Source organism: Antarctobacter albus (assembly GCF_900101505.1).
GTDB classification, from domain to species: Bacteria; Pseudomonadota; Alphaproteobacteria; order Rhodobacterales; family Rhodobacteraceae; genus Antarctobacter; species Antarctobacter albus.
Genome location: NZ_FMZI01000024.1, coordinates 21,760 through 43,675 on the forward strand (window position 1 = coordinate 21,760; position 21,916 = coordinate 43,675).

The 21,916-nt window shown below is 64.9% G+C and carries 22 protein-coding genes; 14 read left to right on the forward strand and 8 right to left on the reverse strand.

The window, feature by feature from the left end; genetic code table 11:
* Positions 1–64 precede the first annotated feature (64 nt).
* The 14 genes from bhcC (at position 65) to BLQ71_RS24790 (ending at position 13,979) form a co-directional block, all read left to right on the forward strand.
* Positions 65–1,228, forward strand: a complete 1,164-nt coding sequence (gene bhcC / locus BLQ71_RS24730) for a 3-hydroxy-D-aspartate aldolase BhcC (protein WP_074623635.1) — start codon at positions 65–67, stop codon at positions 1,226–1,228.
* Between the two features lie 93 nt (positions 1,229–1,321).
* Positions 1,322–2,314 (forward strand): iminosuccinate reductase BhcD, encoded by a 993-nt coding sequence (gene bhcD / locus BLQ71_RS24735; protein ID WP_083342367.1) that lies wholly within the window; start codon positions 1,322–1,324, stop codon positions 2,312–2,314.
* 120 nt (positions 2,315–2,434) lie between these two features.
* Positions 2,435–3,403, forward strand: coding sequence for a 2-hydroxyacid dehydrogenase (locus BLQ71_RS24740; RefSeq protein WP_074623642.1), 969 nt, complete (start codon positions 2,435–2,437; stop codon positions 3,401–3,403).
* 70 nt (positions 3,404–3,473) lie between these two features.
* Positions 3,474–3,764: a putative quinol monooxygenase gene (locus BLQ71_RS24745; protein WP_043145410.1), complete on the forward strand. Its 291-nt coding sequence runs from the start codon at positions 3,474–3,476 to the stop codon at positions 3,762–3,764.
* A gap of 186 nt (positions 3,765–3,950) precedes the next feature.
* Entirely contained in the window at positions 3,951–4,943 is a 993-nt protein-coding gene (gene iolG, locus BLQ71_RS24750) for an inositol 2-dehydrogenase (RefSeq protein ID WP_043145408.1), read from the forward strand.
* A gap of 322 nt (positions 4,944–5,265) precedes the next feature.
* Positions 5,266–6,300, forward strand: a complete 1,035-nt coding sequence (locus BLQ71_RS24755; protein ID WP_043145406.1) for a TRAP transporter substrate-binding protein — start codon at positions 5,266–5,268, stop codon at positions 6,298–6,300.
* Positions 6,301–6,346: 46 nt separating this feature from the next.
* Positions 6,347–7,402 carry a TRAP transporter substrate-binding protein gene (locus BLQ71_RS24760; protein ID WP_043145404.1) on the forward strand — a complete coding sequence of 352 codons (1,056 nt, stop codon included), beginning with the start codon at positions 6,347–6,349 and terminating at the stop codon, positions 7,400–7,402.
* A gap of 66 nt (positions 7,403–7,468) precedes the next feature.
* Positions 7,469–8,077, forward strand: coding sequence for a TRAP transporter small permease (locus BLQ71_RS24765; protein WP_172430288.1), 609 nt, complete (start codon positions 7,469–7,471; stop codon positions 8,075–8,077).
* A complete protein-coding gene (locus BLQ71_RS24770) occupies positions 8,074–9,390 on the forward strand; it encodes a TRAP transporter large permease (RefSeq protein ID WP_043145401.1) in 1,317 nt (438 codons plus the stop codon). The genes BLQ71_RS24765 and BLQ71_RS24770 overlap by 4 nt, the downstream gene beginning before the upstream one ends.
* 91 nt (positions 9,391–9,481) lie before the next feature.
* The gene (locus BLQ71_RS24775; RefSeq protein ID WP_069210376.1) at positions 9,482–10,243 is read left to right on the forward strand and encodes an SDR family NAD(P)-dependent oxidoreductase; all 762 of its coding nucleotides are present in this window, start codon (positions 9,482–9,484) and stop codon (positions 10,241–10,243) included.
* Between the two features lie 10 nt (positions 10,244–10,253).
* Positions 10,254–12,050 (forward strand): feruloyl-CoA synthase, encoded by a 1,797-nt coding sequence (locus BLQ71_RS24780; RefSeq protein WP_074623636.1) that lies wholly within the window; start codon positions 10,254–10,256, stop codon positions 12,048–12,050.
* A 137-nt stretch (positions 12,051–12,187) separates the two neighbouring features.
* The gene (locus tag BLQ71_RS26525; protein ID WP_162846293.1) at positions 12,188–12,355 is read left to right on the forward strand and encodes a hypothetical protein; all 168 of its coding nucleotides are present in this window, start codon (positions 12,188–12,190) and stop codon (positions 12,353–12,355) included.
* 123 nt (positions 12,356–12,478) lie between these two features.
* Positions 12,479–13,375 carry a helix-turn-helix transcriptional regulator gene (locus BLQ71_RS24785; RefSeq protein ID WP_083342368.1) on the forward strand — a complete coding sequence of 299 codons (897 nt, stop codon included), beginning with the start codon at positions 12,479–12,481 and terminating at the stop codon, positions 13,373–13,375.
* Positions 13,368–13,979 carry a 3-hydroxyacyl-CoA dehydrogenase family protein gene (locus tag BLQ71_RS24790; RefSeq protein WP_052244770.1) on the forward strand — a complete coding sequence of 204 codons (612 nt, stop codon included), beginning with the start codon at positions 13,368–13,370 and terminating at the stop codon, positions 13,977–13,979. Before BLQ71_RS24785 ends, BLQ71_RS24790 begins: the two co-directional genes overlap by 8 nt.
* On the opposite strand, the gene BLQ71_RS24795 is transcribed toward BLQ71_RS24790, so the two are convergent.
* The 8 genes from BLQ71_RS24795 to BLQ71_RS24830 all read right to left on the reverse strand — a co-directional run.
* Positions 13,976–15,382: a 3'-5' exonuclease gene (locus tag BLQ71_RS24795; protein ID WP_074623637.1), complete on the reverse strand. Its 1,407-nt coding sequence runs from the start codon at positions 15,380–15,382 to the stop codon at positions 13,976–13,978. The genes BLQ71_RS24790 and BLQ71_RS24795 overlap by 4 nt on opposite strands.
* Positions 15,383–15,386: 4 nt before the next feature.
* Positions 15,387–15,887 carry a hypothetical protein gene (locus BLQ71_RS24800; RefSeq protein WP_074623638.1) on the reverse strand — a complete coding sequence of 167 codons (501 nt, stop codon included), beginning with the start codon at positions 15,885–15,887 and terminating at the stop codon, positions 15,387–15,389.
* A gap of 45 nt (positions 15,888–15,932) precedes the next feature.
* On the reverse strand, positions 15,933–17,756 hold the full coding sequence (locus BLQ71_RS24805; RefSeq protein WP_074623639.1) for a DUF294 nucleotidyltransferase-like domain-containing protein: 1,824 nt from the start codon (positions 17,754–17,756) through the stop codon (positions 15,933–15,935).
* The gene (locus BLQ71_RS24810) at positions 17,756–18,322 is read right to left on the reverse strand and encodes a dihydrofolate reductase family protein (protein ID WP_074623640.1); all 567 of its coding nucleotides are present in this window, start codon (positions 18,320–18,322) and stop codon (positions 17,756–17,758) included. The genes BLQ71_RS24805 and BLQ71_RS24810 overlap by 1 nt, the downstream gene beginning before the upstream one ends.
* A 246-nt stretch (positions 18,323–18,568) precedes the next feature.
* The gene (locus tag BLQ71_RS24815; RefSeq protein ID WP_043145386.1) at positions 18,569–20,356 is read right to left on the reverse strand and encodes a sodium:solute symporter family protein; all 1,788 of its coding nucleotides are present in this window, start codon (positions 20,354–20,356) and stop codon (positions 18,569–18,571) included.
* A gap of 6 nt (positions 20,357–20,362) precedes the next feature.
* Positions 20,363–20,650, reverse strand: a complete 288-nt coding sequence (locus BLQ71_RS24820) for a DUF4212 domain-containing protein (protein ID WP_043145385.1) — start codon at positions 20,648–20,650, stop codon at positions 20,363–20,365.
* A gap of 73 nt (positions 20,651–20,723) precedes the next feature.
* The gene (locus tag BLQ71_RS24825; protein ID WP_074623644.1) at positions 20,724–21,410 is read right to left on the reverse strand and encodes an adenylate kinase; all 687 of its coding nucleotides are present in this window, start codon (positions 21,408–21,410) and stop codon (positions 20,724–20,726) included.
* A gap of 7 nt (positions 21,411–21,417) precedes the next feature.
* On the reverse strand, positions 21,418–21,916 hold a 499-nt coding region (locus BLQ71_RS24830; RefSeq protein WP_139168487.1), incomplete at its 5' end, for an AMP-binding enzyme.

The window sequence follows — 21,916 nt, forward strand, 5'->3', positions numbered from 1 at the left end:
CCCGCCGCGTAACGCAACGTAGGGCGGGGCTTGCCCCGCCACCTCAAGACAAGGGAGTTTCCCCATGAAAGACGTGACCAACCTCGACGACTACGAAGTCGGCTTTGACATCCCGGCGGCCATCGGCATGGACGAGGCGGACATCCAGACCCCGTGCCTCGTGCTGGATCTGGATGCGCTGGAGCGCAACATCAAGAAGATGGGCGACTACGCCAAGGCGCACGGGATGCGCCACCGCGTGCATGGAAAGATGCACAAGTCCGTGGACGTGGCCAAGCTGCAAGAGGAACTGGGCGGTGCCGTCGGTGTCTGCTGCCAGAAGGTCTCGGAGGCCGAGGTCTTTGCCCGTGGCGGCATCAAGGACGTGCTTGTGTCGAACCAGGTGCGTGACCCGCAAAAGATCGACCGCCTGGCCCGCCTGCCCAAGCTGGGCGCGCGCACCATCGTCTGCGTCGATGACATCGACAACGTCGCCGAACTGTCCGAGGCGGCACAGAAGCATGGCACCCAGATCGAGTGTTTCGTGGAAATCGACTGTGGCGCGGGCCGCTGCGGCGTGACCACGACAGAGGACGTGGTGAAGATCGCCAAGGCGATCGAGGCCGCAGAGGGACTGAAGTTTACTGGCATCCAGGCCTACCAGGGCGCCATGCAGCACCTCGACAGCTACGAGGCCCGCAAGGAGAAACTCGACGTCGCCATCGCGATGGTCAAGGACGCGGTCGAGGGCCTGAAGGCCGAGGGGATCGAATGTGAACTCGTCTCCGGCGGCGGCACCGGCTCCTACTACTTCGAGTCGAATTCGGGCGTCTACAACGAGCTTCAGTGCGGCTCCTATGCCTTTATGGACGCGGACTATGGCCGCATCCTGGACAAGGACGGCAAGCGTATCGACCAGGGCGAATGGGAGAACGCGTTTTTCATCCTGACCCAGGTCATGAGCCACGCAAAGGCGGACAAGGCGATCTGCGACGCGGGCCTCAAGGCGCAGTCCGTCGACAGCGGCCTGCCGGTGATCTTTGGCCGCGACGACGTGGAATACGTCAAATGCTCGGACGAACACGGCGTCATCGCCGACCCGAAGGGTGTTCTGAAAGTCGGCGACAAGCTGAAGCTGGTGCCGGGCCACTGCGATCCCACCGCCAACGTGCATGACTGGTACGTCGGCGTGCGGAACGGCAAGGTCGAGGCGCTTTGGCCCGTCTCGGCACGCGGCCGGGCTTACTGAGGCCGTGGCCGGGCAGGGACCCGGCCCGATGCAACGACAAGAGCGCCGGGCCCTGTCCCGGCGCCTCACATCCGATCTGGAAGGACAGGAAAGATGAAGGATATGCCCGAGACACAGGGCCTTGTCATCGTGGGCGAGGCGGAATGCGAACGGCTGGTGGGCCGCAAGGACGCCTTTGACGCCGTCGAGGCCGTGTTCGGCGCGATGGCCAAGGGGGATGCCTGGAACTTCCCTGTGGTGCGCGAGGCAATCGGCTATGCGGACGCGCTTTACGGCTTCAAGTCGGGGTTCGACAAGGCGGGCAAGGTGCTGGGCGTGAAATCCGGCGGTTACTGGCCCGGCAACATGGACAAGGAGCTGACCAATCACCAGTCCACGGTGTTCCTGTTCGACCCTGACACAGGGCAACTGGCGGCGCTGGTGGGGGGCAACTACCTGACCGCAGTGCGCACGGCGGCCTCTTCGGCTGTGTCGATTGCGCATCTGGCGCGCAAGGATGCCAAGGTGCTGGGCATGGTCGGCGCAGGCCACCAGTCGCAGTTCCAGCTGCGCGCAGCGGCGGAACAGCGCGATTTCGAAAAGGTCGTCGCCTGGAACCCGCACCCCGAGATGCTACCGAAACTGGGCGCCGTGGCCGAGGAGCTGGGCCTGCCCTTCGAGGCGGTCACACAGGAACAGTTGGGCGCCCAGGCGGATGTCATCATCACCATCACCTCGGCCTTCGAGCCGCTGCTGATGAAGGACTGGATCAAGCCGGGCACGCATATCGCCTGCATGGGTACCGACACCAAGGGCAAACAGGAGGTCGATGCCGCGCTTGTCGCCGCAGCGACGGTCTTTACCGACGAGGTGGCGCAATCCATCAGCATCGGAGAGGCGCAGCACGCCATCGCTGAAGGCTTTTTGACCGAGGATCGCATCACGCCCATCGGTGCCGTTATCAACGGCGCCCATCCTGGCCGGTCCTCGGATGACGAGATCACCTTGTTCGATGGCACCGGCGTCGGTCTGCAGGACCTTGCCGTGGCATCCGTCGCCGCGCGTCTCGCCGAGGAGGAGGGCAGCGCGCAGCGGGTCAGCCTCTAGCCCTTTCGCTATTGGCGGATTATGAAAGGCGCGGGACCGGGGCACCGGCCCCGCGCGTTGGGCATTCTGCCAGCGGGTGACGGCATGGGCGACGCGGCCCTTTCGATGGTGGATGAGGGCATGAGCAAACCGAAGGTGCTGGTGACACGGCGTTGGCCCGCGGCGGTCGAGGCGCGGCTGTCCGAACTGTATGATGTCACTCTGAACGAGGCCGACAGACCGATGACGGCAGAGGCGCTGCGCAAGGCGCTTGCCGAACATGACGCGGTGTTGCCGACGGTCACGGACCACCTGGGCGCGGACGTCTTCGAGGGTTCGCCCCGCGCCCGTATCCTGGCGAACTACGGCGCGGGCTTCAGCCATATCGACACCGAGGCGGCGGCGCGGCAGGGGATTGTCGTGACCAACACACCGGAGGTGCTGAGCGAATGCACCGCCGATATCGCCATGACTCTGCTTTTGATGGTGGCCCGCCGCGCGGGCGAGGGGGAACGCGAGCTGCGCGCCGGCCAATGGACCGGCTGGCGCCCCACCCACCTTGTGGGCACCCGGGTTTCCGGCAAAGTGCTGGGTATCGTCGGGTTCGGGCGCATCGGGCAGGAAATGGCGCAGCGGGCACATTTCGGCTTTGGAATGACGGTGCTGGTTCAGAACCGGTCAAAAGTGGCGCCCGAGGTGCTGGCCCGCTTCGGTGCGCGGCAGGTCGACAGTCTCGACACGCTTTTGATGGAAAGCGACTTCATCTCGCTGCATTGCCCGGGGGGCGCGGCGAACCGGCATCTGATCGGGGCATCAGCGCTGGCTGCCATGCGGCCCGGCGGGGTCCTGATCAACACCGCCCGGGGCGAGGTGGTCGACGCCGCCGCCCTGGCCGATGCGCTGGAGGCGGGCCGGATCGGCGGCGCGGGGCTGGATGTTTTCGAGGGCGAGCCTGCGATTGCACCCGAACTGATGGCGGCGCCGAACCTGGTGATGCTGCCGCACCTGGGCAGCGCCACGCGCGAGACGCGCGAAGAGATGGGGTTTCGCGTGCTGGCCAACCTCGAGGATTTCTTTGCCGGGCAGGCGCCGCGCGACCGGGTGGCCTGAACGGTTTGACCTGTGACATGGACCGAGGCGGGCAGGGGGGCTAACCTGCGCTCCGGAAAGAGGAGCGCCCATGTACGCAGTCACCGTCCGTTTCGAGATCAAGCCAGGGGCCGAGACGGCCTTTCTGGATCTGATCCGCCAGAATGCCCATGCCTCGGTGCGGGACGAACCCGGCTGCCGCCAGTTCGACGTCTGCGTCGACCCGGAGCGTCCGCAAGACGTGTTCCTTTACGAGATTTACGATGACCGGGCCTCCTTCGAGGCGCATATGACCACCTCTCATTTCATCAGCTTCGATGCCGCAAGCGATCCGCTGGTCCTGTCGAAGTCGGTACAGACCTTTGCAGAGGTCTTTCGCTGACATCTGGCCGGTGACAGGGAATGACATATGGCTGAGAGGTTTTGACCCTCGCCGTCTCAGAGTTGATAGAAAATCACGCATCCACGAGGCGGGCCGCTTGACCGACGGGGGGGCAGCGACGGCATATCGGGCCGACCGCACGGGCGCACAGGATTGCGCCGCGGCGGCCCTTTGAGGGAGAGAGACATGACACTAGGATTTGCCATTCTGGGCGCGGGCCGCATCGGCCAGGCCCATGCCCGCGCGATCTCGGCCACGCCGGGGGCCGCATTCGTCGCGCTGGCCGAACCGTTTCAGCAGGCCGCCGACGACATGGCCGCGCGCTATGGTTGCGAGTTGCGGACCATCGACGAGATTGCCACCAGCGACGATGTGCAGGCGGTCGCCATCTGCACGCCCACCGACACCCATGCCGACCTGATCGAGAAATTCGCCCGCGCGGGCAAGGCGATCTTCTGCGAAAAGCCGGTGGACCTGTCGGCAGAGCGTGTGAAACAGGCGCTGGCCACCGTCGAGCAAACCGGCGCCAAGCTGATGGTCGGCTTCAACCGCCGCTTCGATCCGGATTTCATGTCGGTCAAGGCAGCCATCGACAACGGCACCATCGGCGATGTCGAAATGGTGGTCATCACCTCGCGCGATCCCGGCCCGCCGCCGGCCTCCTACATCAAGGTTTCGGGCGGCATTTTCCGTGACATGACGATCCATGACTTCGACATGGCGCGCTGGTTGTTGGGGGAAGAGCCGGTGACGGTCATGGCGCAGGGTTCGGTCCTGGTCGATCCCGAGATCGGTGAACTGGGCGATTTCGACAGCGTCAACGTGATCCTGAAAACCGCCAGTGGCAAGCAATGCGTGATCACCAACTCGCGTCGCGCAACCTACGGTTATGACCAGCGAATCGAGGTGCACGGGTCCGAGGGCATGGCCGCCGCCGCGAACCGGCACGAAAGCACTGTCGAGGTGGCTGGAACCGGCGGATACGGTCGTCCGCCGCTGCTCAATTTCTTCATGGACCGCTACGCGGCCGCCTATGCCAACGAGATCGCCGCCTTCGTCGCTGCGGTAAACGAGGGCACATCCCTTCCCACCACGGGCGAAGATGGGCTGAAAGCCCTGCAACTGGCGGACGCGGCACTGGAATCGGCCCAGTCTGGCAAGGCCGTGAGCCTGGTGTGATTCTGTCGGCGCGCCCGGAAAACCCGGGCGAGCCCCTCCTTTGCACATCCGCGAAACCGGTCAGATTTCCTCTCCAAATCCCGGCTCTCACGTAGGTGTGAGCGCTCTCAGCGCGGCAAATTTTGTTTCCTAGTGGATTATTCTGGACAATTCACGTCGAAGCTGTTCCCTTGTAGGGGCGGCATTCAAGGCTGTGGACACAAGGCCTTGGACGTCGTAAACCGACCGCACGGGCGGGAAATGCATTGCGATATAATGCACCGCGTGCAAAATTGTGCATAGTCTTGGCGGAAGCCAGGTACATTCTGAAGGGGAGGTCAGGATGAAGACGCGCAGAGCGGCCCTTGGGGCGATTTTCGGAACACTCGTGGCGGCCACGTCGGCGGCACCCTTGGCGGCGCAGGACGTCACGCTGGTCATGCACCAGTTCCTGCCGGCACAGGCCAACGTGCCCAAGCTGATCCTTGATGTCTGGGCCGACAAGGTCGAGGCGGACTCGAATGGGCGGATCGAAATCGAACGCTATCCCGCCATGCAGCTGGGCGGCACCCCGCCCGAGCTGATCGACCAGGCCATTGACGGTGTGGCCGACATCGTCTGGGCGGTGAACGGGTTTACCCCCGGGCGCTTTCCGCACACCGAGGTCTTTGAACTGCCCTTCATGACCTATGACGCCGAGGCGACATCCTACGCCTACTGGAAGATGTTCGAAGAGCACATGGCCAACACGGATTTTGCGCAGGTCAAGATCCTGGGCACCTGGGTGCACGGCCCCGGTATGCTGCACACCTCCGACCCGGTGGATGAACCCGCCGACCTGGAAGGGATGAAGATCCGCGGCGGCTCTCGCATGGTCAACCAGCTGTTGGAACTGCTGGGGGCGGAGCCCATCGGCCTGCCGGTGACAGCCATCCCCGAGGCCCTGTCCAAGGGCGTCATCAACGGCACCACCATCCCCTGGGAGGTGACGGCGGCGCTGAAGGTCTCTGAACTGGTCGACAACCACACCGAATTCGATGGCCCGGCGATCTACAACCTGACCTTCGTCCTGGCCATGAACCAGGAGCGCTATGACAGCCTCCCCGAGGACCTGCAAAAGGTCATCGACGACAATTCGGGGCTGGAATTCTCGGTCTTTGCCGGCGGCACGATGGCCGCGGCTGACGGGCCCGCGCGCCAGATCGCTGTGGACAGGGGCAACAATATCATCACCATCAGTGCAGAGGACGCCGCCCGCTGGGAGGAGCTTGCGCGCCCGGTCTACGATGCATGGGTCGCCGATGTGGCAGACAAGGGCATCGACGGGCAGGCACTGATCGACCAGGCCAAGGCCCTCATGCAGGAATACGCAAAGTAAACCGCTTCCCAAAAGGGAAAGCGGAGGTCATTCAGGGAGGTAAGACATGACCACACGCAGAACCGTTCTTGGCATTGCCGGGGCCGCACTGGCCGCGATGATGACCACCACTTCGGCAATGGCGCAGGAGGTCACGTTGACCCTGCACCAGTTCCTGCCGGCGCAGGCCAATGTGCCGAAGCAGGTGCTGGACGTCTGGGCGGACAAGGTCGAGGCGGATTCGAACGGCCGTATCGAGATCGAGCGCTACCCCTCGATGCAGCTGGGCGGCACCCCGCCGGAACTGATGGACCAGGCTATCGACGGCATCGCCGATATCGTCTGGACCGTCGTCGGCTATACGCCCGGCCGTTACCCGACGACCGAAGTCTTTGAACTGCCCTTCATGGTGTCCGATGCCCGCGCGGCCTCTTACGCCTACTGGAAGATGTTCGAAGAGCACATGGAAGACGGCGAATTCGCCGATCTCAAGATCCTGGGCACCTGGGTGCACGGCCCCGGCATGTTCCACACCAACGAACCGGTGCGCGTGCCTTCCGACCTCGAAGGCATGAAGATCCGCGGCGGGTCGCGCCTGGTGAACGATCTGCTGACCCGCGTCGGCGCCGAGCCGATCGGCATGCCGGTCCCGGCGGTCTCCGAAGCGCTGTCCAAGGGCGTTCTCGACGGTACCACGATCCCGTGGGAAGTGACCTCGGCCCTCAAGGTGCCGGAGCTGGTCAAGAACCACACCGAGTTCGACGGCGCCGCGCTGTACAACCTGACCTTCGTCCTGGCGATGAACAAGGACATGTACGAAAGCCTGCCCGAAGACCTGCAGAAGGTGATCGACGACAACTCGGGCCTCGCTTTCTCGATCTTTGCGGGTGGCACCCAGGCGGATGCCGATGGCCCGGCACGTCAGATCGCCGTGGACCTTGGCAACAACATCTTCACCGTGACCGAGGAAGAAGCCAAGGAATGGGACGCCCTGGTGAACCCGATCTACGAGACCTGGATCGCCGACATGCAGAGCAAGGGCATCGACGGTCAGGCCCTGATCGACCAGGCCCGCGCCTTGATGGCGGAATACACGTCCGAGATGGACACCTGGGGCAAGTAAGCCTCTGAAACCCGGGGCCGCGGAGAAATCCGCGGCCCTTCATGAAACCAAGGGGGGACGTCAACGATGACCGGTTTGCACCGCATCGTGGTGGGAGTTGCGCGCTTCATGGCGCTCTTGGGCGGGGTCATCCTGACCGCGCTGATCCTGATCACCTGTATTTCTATCGTCGGGCGCGCAGTGAATTCCGGCCTCCATTCGGACCTCGTTCAGGGCATTGCACCTGGGCTGGCCAACTGGCTGATCAATGATGTCGGCATCGGGGCAATCCGTGGGTCATACGAGCTGGTCGAGGCCGGTATGGCCTTCTGCATCTTCGCCTTCCTGCCCTTCTGCCAGGTGACGATGGGGCATGCCTCTGTGGATGTCTTCACCAACATGCTGTCGCGCAACGTGAACCGCGTGCTGGATTTCCTGATTGCGGTCCTCTTCGCCGTCGCCCTGGTGACGATCGCCGTCCAGCTCTACGAGGGGATGGTCCGCAAGATGCCGAACGGGTTCGGTGCGGCGCAAACCTCTTTGCTGCTCGAATTCCCGATCTGGTGGGCCTATGCGGCTAGCCTGTTCGGGGCCGTGCTGGCGGCCATCACCTCCGTCTATGTCGTCATCGTGCGGCTGTATGAACTCTTGTCCGGGCGCGTGATCGTGCCGAATGCCGTGGGAGCGGATCATTGAGCAACCTCGAGATCGGGATCTATTCCTTTCCGGCCCTGCTGCTGTTGATATTCCTGCGCGTGCCGATCGGGCTGGCCATGTTTGGCACCGGCTTTGCGGGGTTCTGGCTGGTCATGGGCAGCACGCGGCTGCCGCTGGCGCAGCTCAAGGACCTGTCCTATTCGACCTTCTCCAGCTACTCGCTGTCGATTGTGCCGATGTTCCTGCTGATGGGCTATTTCGCGACGCTGGGCGGCATGAGCCAGGCGCTGTTCAAGGCCGCGGAAAGCTGGCTGGGGCACCGTCGCGGCGGTGTGGCGATGGCGGCGATTGGTGCCTGCGCGGGCTTTGGCGCGATCTGCGGGTCTTCGCTGGCCACCGCCGCCACCATGAGCCGCGTGGCCCTGCCCGAACTGAAACGCTATGGCTACCAGGGCGGTTTCTCGACCGCGACGCTGGCGGCCGGCGGCACACTGGGCATCCTGATCCCGCCCTCCGTGGTGCTGGTGATCTATGCCATCCTGACGGAACAGAACATCGCCAAGCTATTCCTGGCGGCCTTCATCCCGGGTGTGCTGGCGGCCATCGGCTACATGATCGCCGTGTCGATCTACGTTCGGGTGAACCCGGAATCCGCCGGGGTGCGCGAGCCGGTTCCCTATGCCGACCGCATCCGCGCGATCCTGGATGTCTGGCCCGTGCTGCTGGTCTTCATCGCCGTGGTGGGCGGCATCTACGGCGGTATCTTCACCCCGACCGAGGGCGCGGCGGTTGGCGCACTGGGCACCGGCATCATCGCGCTGTTCAATGGCGGGCTGACCTGGCGGACCCTGCTGGACAGCTTTACCGACACGGCCCGGTCCTCGGCCATGATCTTCTTCATCGTCTTCGGCGCGGCCTTCTACAACCTGTTCCTGGCGCGCACGCGGGTGCCGCAGGAACTGTCGAACTGGGTTGTCGAACTGGGCATGTCCCCGATTGCGGTCTTGGCGATCATCCTGGTCATTTACCTGCTGCTGGGCTGTTTCATGGACAGCCTGTCGATGATCCTGCTGACGATCCCGATCTTCTTTCCGGTGATCATGGCGCTGGACTTCGGCATGAGCCCGGAACACGCGGCGATCTGGTTCGGTATCCTTGTGCTGATCGTGGTCGAGGTCGGGCTAATTACGCCACCTGTCGGGATGAACCTCTTTGTCATCAATGCGATGGACCCGGAAACACCGATGGTCGAGACCTACAAGGCGGTGCTCTACTACGTCGTCTCTGACCTGATCCGCGTGGTCATTCTGGTGGCCTTCCCGGCGATCACCCTCTTCCTGATACCGGGGTAGGGCTCTGGCCCCGGTCGCGGCGCGTGGTGCCGCGACCATTCCCGGAAACCTTTCAAGCCCAATGTAACGCGTCTGGCGCGAGGAGTAAGCTATGGACATCACGGATAAAGTTGCGGTCGTTTCGGGCGGTGCAAGCGGGTTGGGCGCGGCCACGGCGCGACGTCTTGCCAGCGAAGGCGCGCGGGTCGGCATCCTGGATTTCGACGCCGAGCGCGGCGCAGCGGTCGCCGCCGAGATCGGCGGGCACGCGGTAAAGACGGACGTCGGAGACGAGGCCTCGGTCGCGGCGGCCATGTCTGAAATCGTGGACAAGCTTGGCGCGCCGCGCGTGGCGGTCAGCTGTGCCGGGATCGGCCTTGCGGCCCGCATTGTCGGACGCGAGGGCAAGCTCTCGACCGACCTTTTCGAAAAGACCATCCGGGTCAACCTGATGGGCACCTATTTCGTCATGTCCTACGCCGCGCGCGAAATGATGGCGCTGGAGCCCGAGGACACCGGCGAACGCGGCGTGATCGTCAACACCGCCTCCATCGCCTACCAGGATGGACAGTTCGGACAGGCGGCCTATTCGGCCTCCAAGGGGGCCATCGCGGCCATGTGCCTGCCTGCCGCCCGCGAGATGGCGAAACAGGGCGTGCGCGTCATGGCCATCGCCCCGGGCCTGTTCAACACCCCCATGATGGAAGGTCTGCCCGAGGATGTGACCGCCGGGATCGTCGCCAACGTGCCGTTCCCGCACCGCCTGGGAGAGCCTGCGGAATACGCCCAGATGGTCAGCCAGATCGTCGCCAACCCCTATCTCAACGGCACCACGATCCGGCTGGATGCGGCGGTGCGTCTGCCGCAGCGCTGAGGAGGCCGAAATGAGCAAGTATCGCGCCCATTCCGTCACCCGCGAGGACCGGCCGGACGGCACCATCATCCTGCGCTCGGGCTACGAGATGACCGAGCCCGCGACAAAGACCGGCGACTGGCTGGACCGCTGGACCGGGGAAACGCCCGAGGCGGTCTTTCTGGCCGAACGTGACGGCGAAGGCTGGCGCGAGGTCACCTATGCCCAGGCGCGCGACAGCGTGCGCCGCATAGCCTCCAGCCTGCTGGCGCGGGGCATGAACGCCGACACGCCGATCCTGATCATTTCCGGCAACGGCGTGGACCACGCGCTGCTGACGCTGGCGGCGCAATATGTCGGCGTGCCCACGGTGCCCTTGGCCGAGCAATACGCCCTGATCCCCGGCGCCTGGCCGCAACTGGAACACTGCGCGCAACTGGTCAAACCGGCGATGGTCTTTGCCGACGATGGCGCGCGTTTCGCCACCGCGCTGGCGCATGACCTGTTCGACGGCATGGAACGCGTCGTGGCCCGGAACCCGCAGGCGGGCGAGACGGAACTGACCGCGCTTCTGGGTGATTGCGATGATGCGGCGGTGGACAAGGCGGCGGCAGAGGTCGGTCCCGATACCGTGGCCAAGTACCTGATGACCTCCGGTTCGACCTCGCACCCCAAGGCGGTCATCACCACCCAGCGGATGATGTGTGCCAATCAGGCGCAACTGGCCGATGCGCTGCCTTTCCTGCGCGACCGGGCGCCGCGGATCGTCGACTGGTTGCCCTGGAACCATGTCTTTGGCGGGTCGCACAATTTCAACATGATGCTGGCCAATGGCGGCACGCTCTATATCGACGCGGGCAAGCCGATTCCGGCAAAAATCGCCAAGACGATAGAGAACAACCGGATGAAGAACGGCACGCTGGCCTTCAACGTGCCAGTCGGGTTCTCGATGATCCGCAACGCGATGAAGGCGGACCCGGAGCTGCGCAAGAGCTATTTCGAGGATCTCGACATGCTCTTTTACGCAGGCGCCTCGTTGCCGCAGGATGTCTGGGACGATCTCGAGGACATGGCGCGCGAGGTGCGTGGCGCGGTGCCGCTGATGAACTCGTCCTGGGGGCTGACCGAAACCGGTCCTGCCTGCCTGATCCAGCACGAGCCGACGCATATGTCGGGCATCATCGGCGTGCCCATGACCGGGGTCGAGGTAAAGCTGATCCCGGACGAGGACATGCGCTGCGAGATCCGCGTGCGTGGTCCGAACATCATGCCGGGCTACCTGCACGATTCGGAAAAGACCGCCGAAGCCTTCGACGAAGAGGGCTTCTTTCGCACCGGGGACGCGGTGAAATTCGTCGATGACAATGACCTGAACAAGGGCATGCGCTTTGATGGGCGGATTTCCGAAGACTTCAAGCTGTTGACGGGCACCTGGGTGCGCGCGGCGACGCTGCGGCTGGAACTCCTGCAGGAATACGGCAACCTCGTTCAGGACATGGTGATCTGCGGGGCCGACAAGTCGCAGGTGGGTCTGATGATCTTCCCCTCGGCAGAGGCGCTTGCCCTGGCCGGGGAGGGCGCCGAAAAGGACGGTGCCCTGATGAGCGATGCCCTGCGCGCCGCCCTGGCCGAGAAACTGGCGCTGCGCGCCGATCACGGATCAGCCGCGCGGGTCAACCGCGTGATGGTGCTGGCGGAACCGCCCTCGCTGGGCGATGGAGAAATCACCGCCAAGGGCAACCTGAACTACCGCAAGGTGCTGGCGCGCCGGGCATCCCTGCTGGACAGGCTTTACAGCGACGATGATCCGGCCGTGGTCTGCCTGTAGGAAAACGCCCGTAAGACGGGCCGGGGGCCGGGTTTGCAGCGCGAACCCGGCCCCTTTTTGATCTGGAACAAGGTGGGGCTTGGCTGGGGCGGTAAACTTGGGACTCGAATCTTCTGCCGCGAACAGAAAGTGATGCCATGCAAAGCGACCGCCTGATCGGCCATGCCCCGCGCGCCCGTGCCTTCGGAGAGAAATTCTACGAGACTGGGGGCACCTGCATCGGCTGCAAGGAATGCACCGGCCTCTGCCACGCCCTGATCGAGGCGCTTGTCGTCCCCGACAGCGTGCTGGGCCGCGGGGAGTGATCCCGGTTCCATCCTGTTCGTGACGTTACGTCCCACCGCATCAAGGCGGTTCTTTCCTGCGCGTCTGAATTGAGCTATGCACTATAGTTCACAAGTCGGAACGCGCAATCGGAAGGACCAGAGGTGTCGGATCGGGTGGCCCTGGAAACGGAACCTGCGGAAAATGCCACGGTCGCGGGCCTGTTGGCCCGTGTCGGCCAACGCGTGCGCCAGGCCCGCGAACAGCGGAACATCTCGCGCCGTGTGCTGTCGGAGTCCTCAGGCGTCTCGCCGCGTTACCTGGCCCAGTTGGAAAGCGGGGCGGGCAACATCTCTATCGGGTTGCTGTGCAAGGTGGCCGATGCGCTGGACCTGCGGATCGAATGGCTGGTGGGCGAAGAGGACCCCTGGACATCCGAGGCACTGCACATGGCCGAAATGTACCGCCAGGCCGAAGGACCGGTTCAGGCGCAGGTGCGCGAACTGCTGCTGGAGGCTGCCCCCGGCGGGCGGCGGGCGCAGCGGATCTGTCTCGTGGGCCTGCGCGGCGCGGGCAAGTCGACGCTGGGCCGGCTGGCGGGCGCTGCGCTGGACGTGCCCTTTGTCGAGCTGAACCGCGAGATCGCCGAGGTCGGCGGGATGCCGGTGGGCGAGATCATGGCGCTTTACGGTCAAGAGGGCTATCGCAAGCTGGAGGCGGATGCGCTGGACCGCGTGATCGCGACCCATGACCAGGTGATCCTGGCGGTTGGCGGCGGCATCGTGGCCGAACCGGGCACCTACAACCGGCTGCTGGCACATTTCAATACGATATGGCTCAAGGCCGCGCCCGAGGAGCACATGGCCCGGGTGCGCGCCCAGGGGGACGAACGTCCGATGGCGGGTCAGCCCGAGGCGATGGCTCAGCTGAAATCCATCCTGCAGGCGCGCGAGGCGCTTTATGAACGTGCCCATGCGCTGCTCGACACCTCCGGTGCGACGCTGGAAGAATCGCTGGAGCGGTTGTTGGCCCTTATCGCGCAGGAGCATTTTCTTGGCTGACGACACATTGGCGGAACGGCTGTGGATGCCTTTTCGGGACGCGGCGGAGGCGGTGTTCCTGCATGGCTCGACCCCCTGGGAGGTGGACGAGGCAATGGAGGAGTTCGGCTTTGCCGCCGGTCCCTTCGAGATCGAGGACCGGATCGGGCTTGACCTGGCCTGGGCCCGTCGGAAGGCGGGCGAAGGCGCGCAGGACTTGCCGATCCTGGTGCGGATGATGGAACTGGGCAAGCTGGGGCGCAAGACCGGGGCAGGGTGGTATCGTTACCCCGGCGGCAACGGCAAGGTGGACGATCCCATCGTCGCGGACCTGGCGCTGGAAGAGGCCCATTTTCATCGGCTGGAACGGGGCGACTACACTCCGGACCAAATCCGCGAGCGGCTGTTGGTGGCTCTTGTCTCCGCCGCCCGTGACTTGCAGGCCGAGGGGCTTGCAGCCAGCGACATCGACGCGGTCTCGGTCGAGGCGCTGGGGTTCCCGGCAGACCGGGGCGGCGTGCTGTCATGGGCGGCCAGGGACCCGGCGGGGGTGGCCGCGATGACAAAGACGGTTCTGGACGAGGGCAAGGTGCCCTTGAGGCGGGTCGAGGGGCAGGTCCCCTAGTTCAGATCCTCCAGCAGCCGGCCGTGGCGGCGCGTCTCCGTGATCACCTCTCCGAAAGTATCCAGCCCGCGCGCCTTGAGCATGGGCAGCATCCGCACCAGGACCTCTGCCGTGGCGCGGGCATCGCCCAGTGCCGTGTGACGCAGCGGTTCGGGGATGGTGACGCCCAGCCGCTCGCACAGGGCGTCGAGCGTATGGGTTTCCGAGGCCCCGAACAGCACCGCCGACAACAGCACCGTGTCCAGGATGGGGTGGTCCCAGACCACGCCCATCCGCCCCTTGTGGCGTTGCAGAAAGGCCATGTCGAAAGGCGCGTTATGCGCCACGATCACGGAATCCCGGGCAAAACCGTGGAACAGCCGCCCGGCGCGCGCGATGTTGGGCTGGCCCGCCACCATCGCATCCGTCACCTTGTGCACCTTGGTCGAGGCAGGCGGGATCGGGCGGCCCGGATCGACCAGCTGGTCGATCTTTTCGCCCTCGACGATGCGCCCGTTGACCACGCGCACAGCGCCGATCTGTACGATCTCGTCCTTGTGCGGCAATAGCCCCGTGGTTTCGGTGTCGAAAACGGTGAAGGTCAGCGCCGAAAGCGGCGTTTCGTCCAGTTTGGCTCCGCTGCGCCCCTGCATCAGGTCGAAATCATAGACCAGCGGCCGCGCGGCTTCGGGTGAGATCTCGATATGGGCGGCGTCGATGATCATCATGTAGCCGCCGCCCTCGGTCGGCTTCATCCGGGCGTCATAGGTCTGCTGTCCGTCCAGCCCTTTCAGCGTGCGGCTGATTTCCTTGCCGCATTTCATCAGCGCGCTGCGGGCGGCGCGCAGGCTGGCCGGGTCGAAGTAGTCGGCCAGGGGGGCATTCAGGCGGGGCACGGCCTGCTGGGCCAGCACCTCGGCGGCCTGTCCGTCATACAGTACGATCTGGTCGTCGGCGTTGACCAGCAGGGTCGCCACGGGGATTTCGGTCAAGAGAGCGGTCAGCCGGGCTTTTTCCGTGGCCAGGCGTTCGGTCTCGACGGCAATGCGTTCGGCGGTGCTGACCGCGCTGTTCGACAGCGCTGCGGTGATGGCGCCGGCCGCCGGCGCGAGGTCGCCCAGATAGCGCGCGGCATCGGTGTCCACCTGCAACCCGGCCCCGGCATGGGCGCGGGCGCGCAACTGTCCCGAGAGGCGTTCGATCGGCTTGGCGACGTTTTCGTCAAACAGCAGCCAGACACCCGTGGTCAGGGCTACCAGGCCGAAGCTGGCCAGGATCCCGGCAAAGACAAAGCCGTTCGCGGGGGTGCTGGCCAGCGCGCGGGAATGCCCCGCGTATAGCGCGCCCAGCGTCAGGACGGTGCCGCCCAGCGCCAGAAGGCAGAAAAACAGGAAGATACGCAGGCGCAGGCTGAGCTTGCTCATGGGATCAGACCTCTGCGCAGACCGTCTTGACGATGGGATCCTCCGGCCCGACATCGCGCCACAGCGGCTCTGACCCGTCGCCCAGCACCGGGTCGGCGCGGCGATGGCCGGCGCAATCGACCATGACCTGCACCACACGGTTGGTCCGCCAGCGTCCGTAGAAATAGAGGTTCACCAGGTACAATCCGTCCTGTTCGGTATTCTTCAGCGGGTTGGCGGTGTCGGCGGCGACGAAACGGTCGGTCAGCGGATAGAGATAGGTCCAAGGCCGCCAGAAGGCGCGGCTTTCGACCTTTTGCGCCACGCTCAGCCCGTCGGGCAGGTTGTCCGCTGTGCGACCGTACCAGCTGTATTCGCTGGCGATGGCGGCGATCAGCATGGCCCCCCCGGCGCCCAGCGGCACGAACCAGCGCGGCAGACGCCGCCCCGAGAGCCAGTTCAGCAGCATCATGATGCCCGCGCCGAAGAACCCCGCGACAAAGACGGCGATCAGTTCCAGAAACATACTCTCTCCTCCTCCGCCGCGCCCTCCTCCGGGCGCGGGCCGCTGTTACGACAGCATTCCCTTGCCGTGGCCTACCGCCGATTGCAGGGATTTGACCACGACAAAGGCGTCGCGCAAATGACTCCGCTCGAAATCCGACAGGTCAGCGGGGGCCAGGTAGTTGTCCGGCGCGCTGCCGGCCTTGATCTGGCGGGCCTGCTGTTCCAGCCGGGTTTCGGCGATCAGGTCGTAGGCGTCCAGCAGATCCTGCCCGCCGGACTGGCTGAGCACACCGGCGGGAATGGCCGCCTCGAGCCTCGCGCGCGTGTTGACCGGGGTCAACCGTCCCTGCAGCGCGTAGACCCGGCCAAGGTCGACCACCGGCACGACGCCGTTATGTTTCATGTCCAGCTGGTTCTTGTGCTCGCCTGAGCGGATCGTGGCGAACCCGCGCAACAGGCCCAGCGGGGGCGTGTGTTTCAGCGAGTTCGAGATCATGTGCGCTACGAAGATCGAATTCTTGGCCGCCTTTGCAAGGGTTGTCTCCTGCAGATCCTCGAAAAGCGCCGTTGTGCCGCCGATGGCGCGCAGGTCGAACATGACACTGGCCAGCATCTGCGCCTCGGGCGAGGGCTTGGCGATCCAGTTGTCGAAATACTGCCGCCAGGTGCGAACCGGCTGGCACCAACGCGGGTTGGTGGCCATCATGTCACCGGGGCAATAGACGTAGCCGCAGGTGTTCAACCCGTCGCAGACGAAATTTGCCAGCGCCTCGAAATAGGGCATCTGGTCGTCGGTCACATCGTCCGAAAGGATCAGCACATTGTCCTGATCCGACACACCGGTCTGTTCCTGCCGCCCCTGGCTGCCGCAGGCGGCCCAGAGATAGGGCACGGGAGGCTTGCCAAGCTGCGCCTCGGCCAGCGCCAGAAGGCGGCGGGTGGCGGTGTCGGCGATGTCGGTGATCAGCCGCGTGACGACTTCGTGCCGATTGCCGCCGGCGACAAGCTGGACCAGCAGTTGCGGGATGCGCGCGGTGACACGGGCCATGTCTTGCGCGTCTCTCGCGCGGGCGATTTCCGAAACCAGTTCCGCCGAGGTCATGGCCTGGAAGCGGGTCAGATCGGTTTGCGTGACGATCCCCACCAGTTCGCCGTTTTCCGTCACGGGGACATGGCCGATGCGGCGTTCCATCATCATGTGCAGCACGTCCGAGCCAATGGCAGAAGGCGGCAGGCTGACGGGATCGGCGGTCATGATCTCGGACAGCGGCGTGTCATAGGGCAGGGCGCCGCCCACCACCTTGCCGGACAGGTCGCGGATCGTGGCGATGCCGCGCAGTTGCTTGCCTTCGGTGATGCAGACCGAGGAGATATGCCGCGAATGCATCAGCTGCGCCGCGTGCTGCACCGGCGTGTCCGGCGGGCAGGTCAGGGGGGCCGGGGCCATCAGCGTCTCGACCCGGCTGGTGGCAAGGTCGGCGCGTTTGGGTTTCGGGGCGCGCTGGCGATCAAAGAACTTGCGCGCGGCGGGCTGGGTTTCCAGCAGTTTCTGGAACTGGTCCACAGGCAGGACCAATAGCAGTGTGTCCTCGCGCGTGCTGGCGCTGGTTGCGGCCAGCCCGTCCCGCATCAGACCCCGTTCCCCGAACGAGTTGCGCGGCCCCAGGAGAGAGATTTGCACCCCGTTCTGGTCGCGAACCTCCACGGCGCCCTTGTGGATCAGGTAGAGCCCGTCCAGTTTCTCTCCCAGTGTGTAGATCGCCTCTCCGGCGGCCATCGCCTGGGGCCGGAAGGCGGGCAGCAGTTCGTCCAGCGCCTCTGGGTCCAGCGCGTCATAGGGATGCACCGCAGAGAGAAAGCGAAGCAGGTCGGCGTGGTCGATGGGCATCAGGCGTCCTTGCTGGAAGATGGGGCGGAAACGGCGTAGCGGGTCAGGACGAGGCCAGAGGAGAACCGGCGCACCCGGAGCTGATCGAGCCGGAGGTCGGTCGCCAGGTCCATCTCGCCAAAGAGCTTGCGTCCGCGTCCAATCAGGACAGGGACCAGGGTGATCTCCATGTCCGCGATCAAGCCGTCTTGCAGGAAGGACCGGATCACCGCACCGCCATCGACATAGACGCGTTGAAACCCTTCGGCGTCCAGCCTGCTCATCAGGGCTGTAGGCGTCTCTCGGCTGAGCGTTACGCGTGTCCGCAGGGCGTCGGGAATGTCGTCCCGGGTCAGGCTGTGGCTGAGGACAATGACGGGCTTGGCATAGGGCCAGTCGCCGCCGAACCCCAGAACGGTGCGAAATGTGCCGCTGCCCATGACCAGCCCGTCGACTGAGGCCATGAAGGCATCGAAGCCGTGATCCTCGTCCGGGGCATGGTAGGGGGTCAGCCAGTCCAGGCTGTCGTCCTCGCGGGCGATATAGCCGTCGAGGCTCATGGCGATGAAGACATGCCCGGTGGTCACTTTGACGTCTCCGACAGTTGAGGGCGCGCGATGCTGTGCACCGCATAGCGCTGCAACGGCGCAAAAGACATGGGGCGGGCGGTCTCAGGGCGCAGGTTTTGGGAACGCGTTGCGTGTCGGGTGTATTCCGATCCGGCGGGCGAATGTCCGACGTCAGAAAGATCAAACGAAAAGTCCCGCCCGGCACATGGCCGGACGGGACGAATGCGCAGGGGAGGGGCTGCCGCTGCGACAGCCCGACCCATATCAGTGACCGTCCACGGCAGCCCCGGCGCCGCGCGGCACGCGGACCGATTCCACCAGTTCTTCGATCTCTTGCGGGATCGGCTGGGTCATCTTCGACACGGTGAAGGCCACCGCGAAGTTGATCAGCGCACCGACGGCCCCGAAGGAGGTCGACTTGATGGTGCCCAAGAGCGGGTTGGCATCCGTGAAGGAGTTGGTGTCCGGAATGAAGAACCAGCCCTTGTGCAGGAAGATGTAGATCAGCGTGACCACCAGGCCCGAGACCATGCCCGCAACCGCGCCCTTGTTGTTCACCTTGGTGAAGATGCCCATCATGAGCGCCGGGAAGATCGAGGCAGCGGCGAGGCCGAAGGCCAGTGCCACGGTCTGTGCCGCGAAGCCCGGAGGGTTGAGCCCCAGGTAGGTGGCGACGACGATGGCCACGGCCATTGCGATCCGTGCCGACATCAGCTCGCCCTTTTCACTGATGTTCGGGGTCAGCTGACCCTTCATCAGGTCGTGGGACACGGCCGAGGAGATCGCCAGCAGCAGGCCGGCGGCGGTGGACAGTGCGGCGGCGAGACCGCCCGCAGCGACCAGACCGATGACCCAGCCGGGAAGGTTGGCGATTTCGGGGTTGGCCAGAACCAGGATGTCACGGTTGAAGTTGGTCAGCTCGTTGGCTTCGCCCCAGCCGGCTTCCTTCATCTTCGCAACGGTTTCCGGATCTGCATCGTTGAAGTACGCGATGCGGCCGTCACCGTTCTTGTCTTCCCAGCCCAGGAGGCCGGTCTGCTGCCAGGTGGCCATCCAGTCGTAACGCTGGTCGCCTTCGATCATCTCGACCGAGACGGGATCGCCGGATGCGCCGTTCGGCCACATCATGTCGGTGATGTTCAGGCGGGCCATTGCGCCAACAGCCGGGGCCGTCAGGTACAGCAGCGCGATGAAGACCAGCGCCCAGCCGGCAGACCAGCGTGCGTCGGCCACCTTGGGCACGGTAAAGAACCGCATGATGACGTGGGGCAGGCCTGCGGTGCCGATCATCAGCGACAGGGTGAAGAGCACCATGTTGAAGGTGTCGCCGTGGTGTGCGGTATACTCGTTGAAGCCGAGTTCCGCCACGATGGCATCCAGCTTGGCCAGGAGCGGCTCACCGCTTGCGGTGTGATCGCCAAAGAGACCCAGCGCCGGGACCGGGTTGCCGGTCAGTTGCAGCGAGATGAAGACGGCCGGGATGGTGTAGGCCATGATCAGGACGCAATACTGGGCCACCTGGGTGTAGGTCACGCCCTTCATGCCGCCGAACACGGCGTAGGCGAAGACGACGCAGGCGCCGATCAGAAGGCCGGTGGTGTTCGACACCTCGAGGAAGCGGCCAAAGGCCACGCCCACGCCGGTCATCTGGCCGATGACATAGGTCACCGAGGCGACGATCAGGCAGATCACGGCCACCACGCGGGCGGTCGGGCTGTAGAAACGGTCGCCGATGAACTCGGACACGGTGAACTTGCCGAACTTGCGCAGGTAGGGCGCAAGCAGCAGCGCCAGCAGCACGTAGCCGCCGGTCCAGCCCATCAGGAAGGTCGAATTGTCATAGCCGGTGAAGGCGATGAGACCGGCCATACCGATGAAGGAGGCCGCCGACATCCAGTCCGCCGCCGTCGCCATGCCGTTGGTGACCGGGTGCACGCCGCGTCCGGCGGCGTAGAATTCCGACGTGGAACCCGCGCGGGCCCAGATCGCGATGCCGATGTAGAGCGCGAAGGACGCGCCCACGAACAGCAGGTTGATGGTAAACTGATCCATAACGTCTTACTCCTCCTCGACGCCAAATTCACGGTCGAGCTTGTTCATCCGCCAGGCGTAGAAAAAGATCAGCGCCAGGAAGACGATGATCGAGCCTTGCTGGGCAAACCAGAAGCCCAGGTCGGTGCCGCCGACGGCAATGCCGGACAGCATCGGGCGCAGCAGGATGCCAAAGCCGAAAGATACCAGCGCCCAGATGATGAGGCTGATGACGATGATACGCACGTTGGCCGACCAGTAAGCCGCATCGGACTTCTGGGTCGCCTCGGCGCCGTGATTGGTTTGATCCGCCATGTCGCGGGTCCTCCTCTTTCCTCCAGGAACCCGCCGCGCTGGGGTCGCGGCGGGCGATTTCTCTGGCCCCGCCTCAGGCGGTGGCCGTCTTCACGATCGCGGCGAGTTTCCCCGCGATGTCGTCGATCTCGCCCATCGCATCGATGCCGATCAGCGCGTGTTGCGCGGCATAGTAGTCGATCAGCGGGGCGGTCTGGGCGTGGTAGGCCTCGAGCCGTGCAGCGACGGTCTCGGCATTGTCGTCGGCCCGGCGCTTGAACTCGGTGCCGCCGCATTTGTCGCAGGTGCCGGGTTTGGCGGGCTGCTTGAAGCTGTCGTGATAGCCTTCGCCACAGGAGCCGCAGGTGTAGCGGCCCGAAATGCGCGTCACCATCGCGGCGTCGTCCACCTCCAGGCTGACGGCGGCGTTGATCTTCTGACCGCTCTCGGCCAGCAGACCGTCCAGCGCCTCTGCCTGCACCGTGGTGCGGGGAAAACCGTCGAGGATCACGCCCTTGGCGCAATCCGCTTCGGCCAGCCGGTCGCGCAGGATGGCGATGACGATGTCATCGCTGACCAGCTCCCCGGCCTCCATGACCGCTTTGGCGCGCTGCCCGGCCGCTGTCCCCGCAGCCACGGCGGCACGCAGAAGGTCGCCGGTCGAAAGCTGCACGAGGCCGAATTTCTCTTCCAGCATCCGCGCCTGGGTGCCCTTGCCGGCCCCCGGGGGGCCCAGCAGGATCAGCACGGGGGCGGTGGCGGGGGTGTTTGCTCCGTCCATCATCGGGTCAGCCCTTGTTCATTCTGTTTTCGATGAGGTCGTCGACGACGGAAGGGTCGGCGAGGGTGGAGGTGTCGCCGAGGGCGCCGTAGTCGTTCTCGGCGATCTTGCGCAGGATGCGGCGCATGATCTTGCCGGAGCGGGTCTTGGGCAGGCCCGGGGCCCACTGGATCAGGTCGGGCGAGGCGATGGGGCCGATTTCCGTGCGGACCCAGGTGCGCAGCTCCTTGCGCAGCTCCTCGGTCGGCTCGACGCCGTTCATCAGGGTCACGTAGCAGTAGATGCCCTGGCCCTTGATCTCGTGCGGGTAGCCGACGACCGCCGCCTCGGCGACCTTTTCATGCGCGACCAGCGCCGATTCCACCTCGGCGGTGCCCATCCGGTGCCCCGAGACGTTGATCACGTCGTCGACCCGGCCGGTGATCCAGTAATCGCCATCGGCGTCGCGGCGGCAGCCGTCGCCGGAGAAGTAATAGCCCTTGTAGTCCGAGAAATAGGTCTTCTCG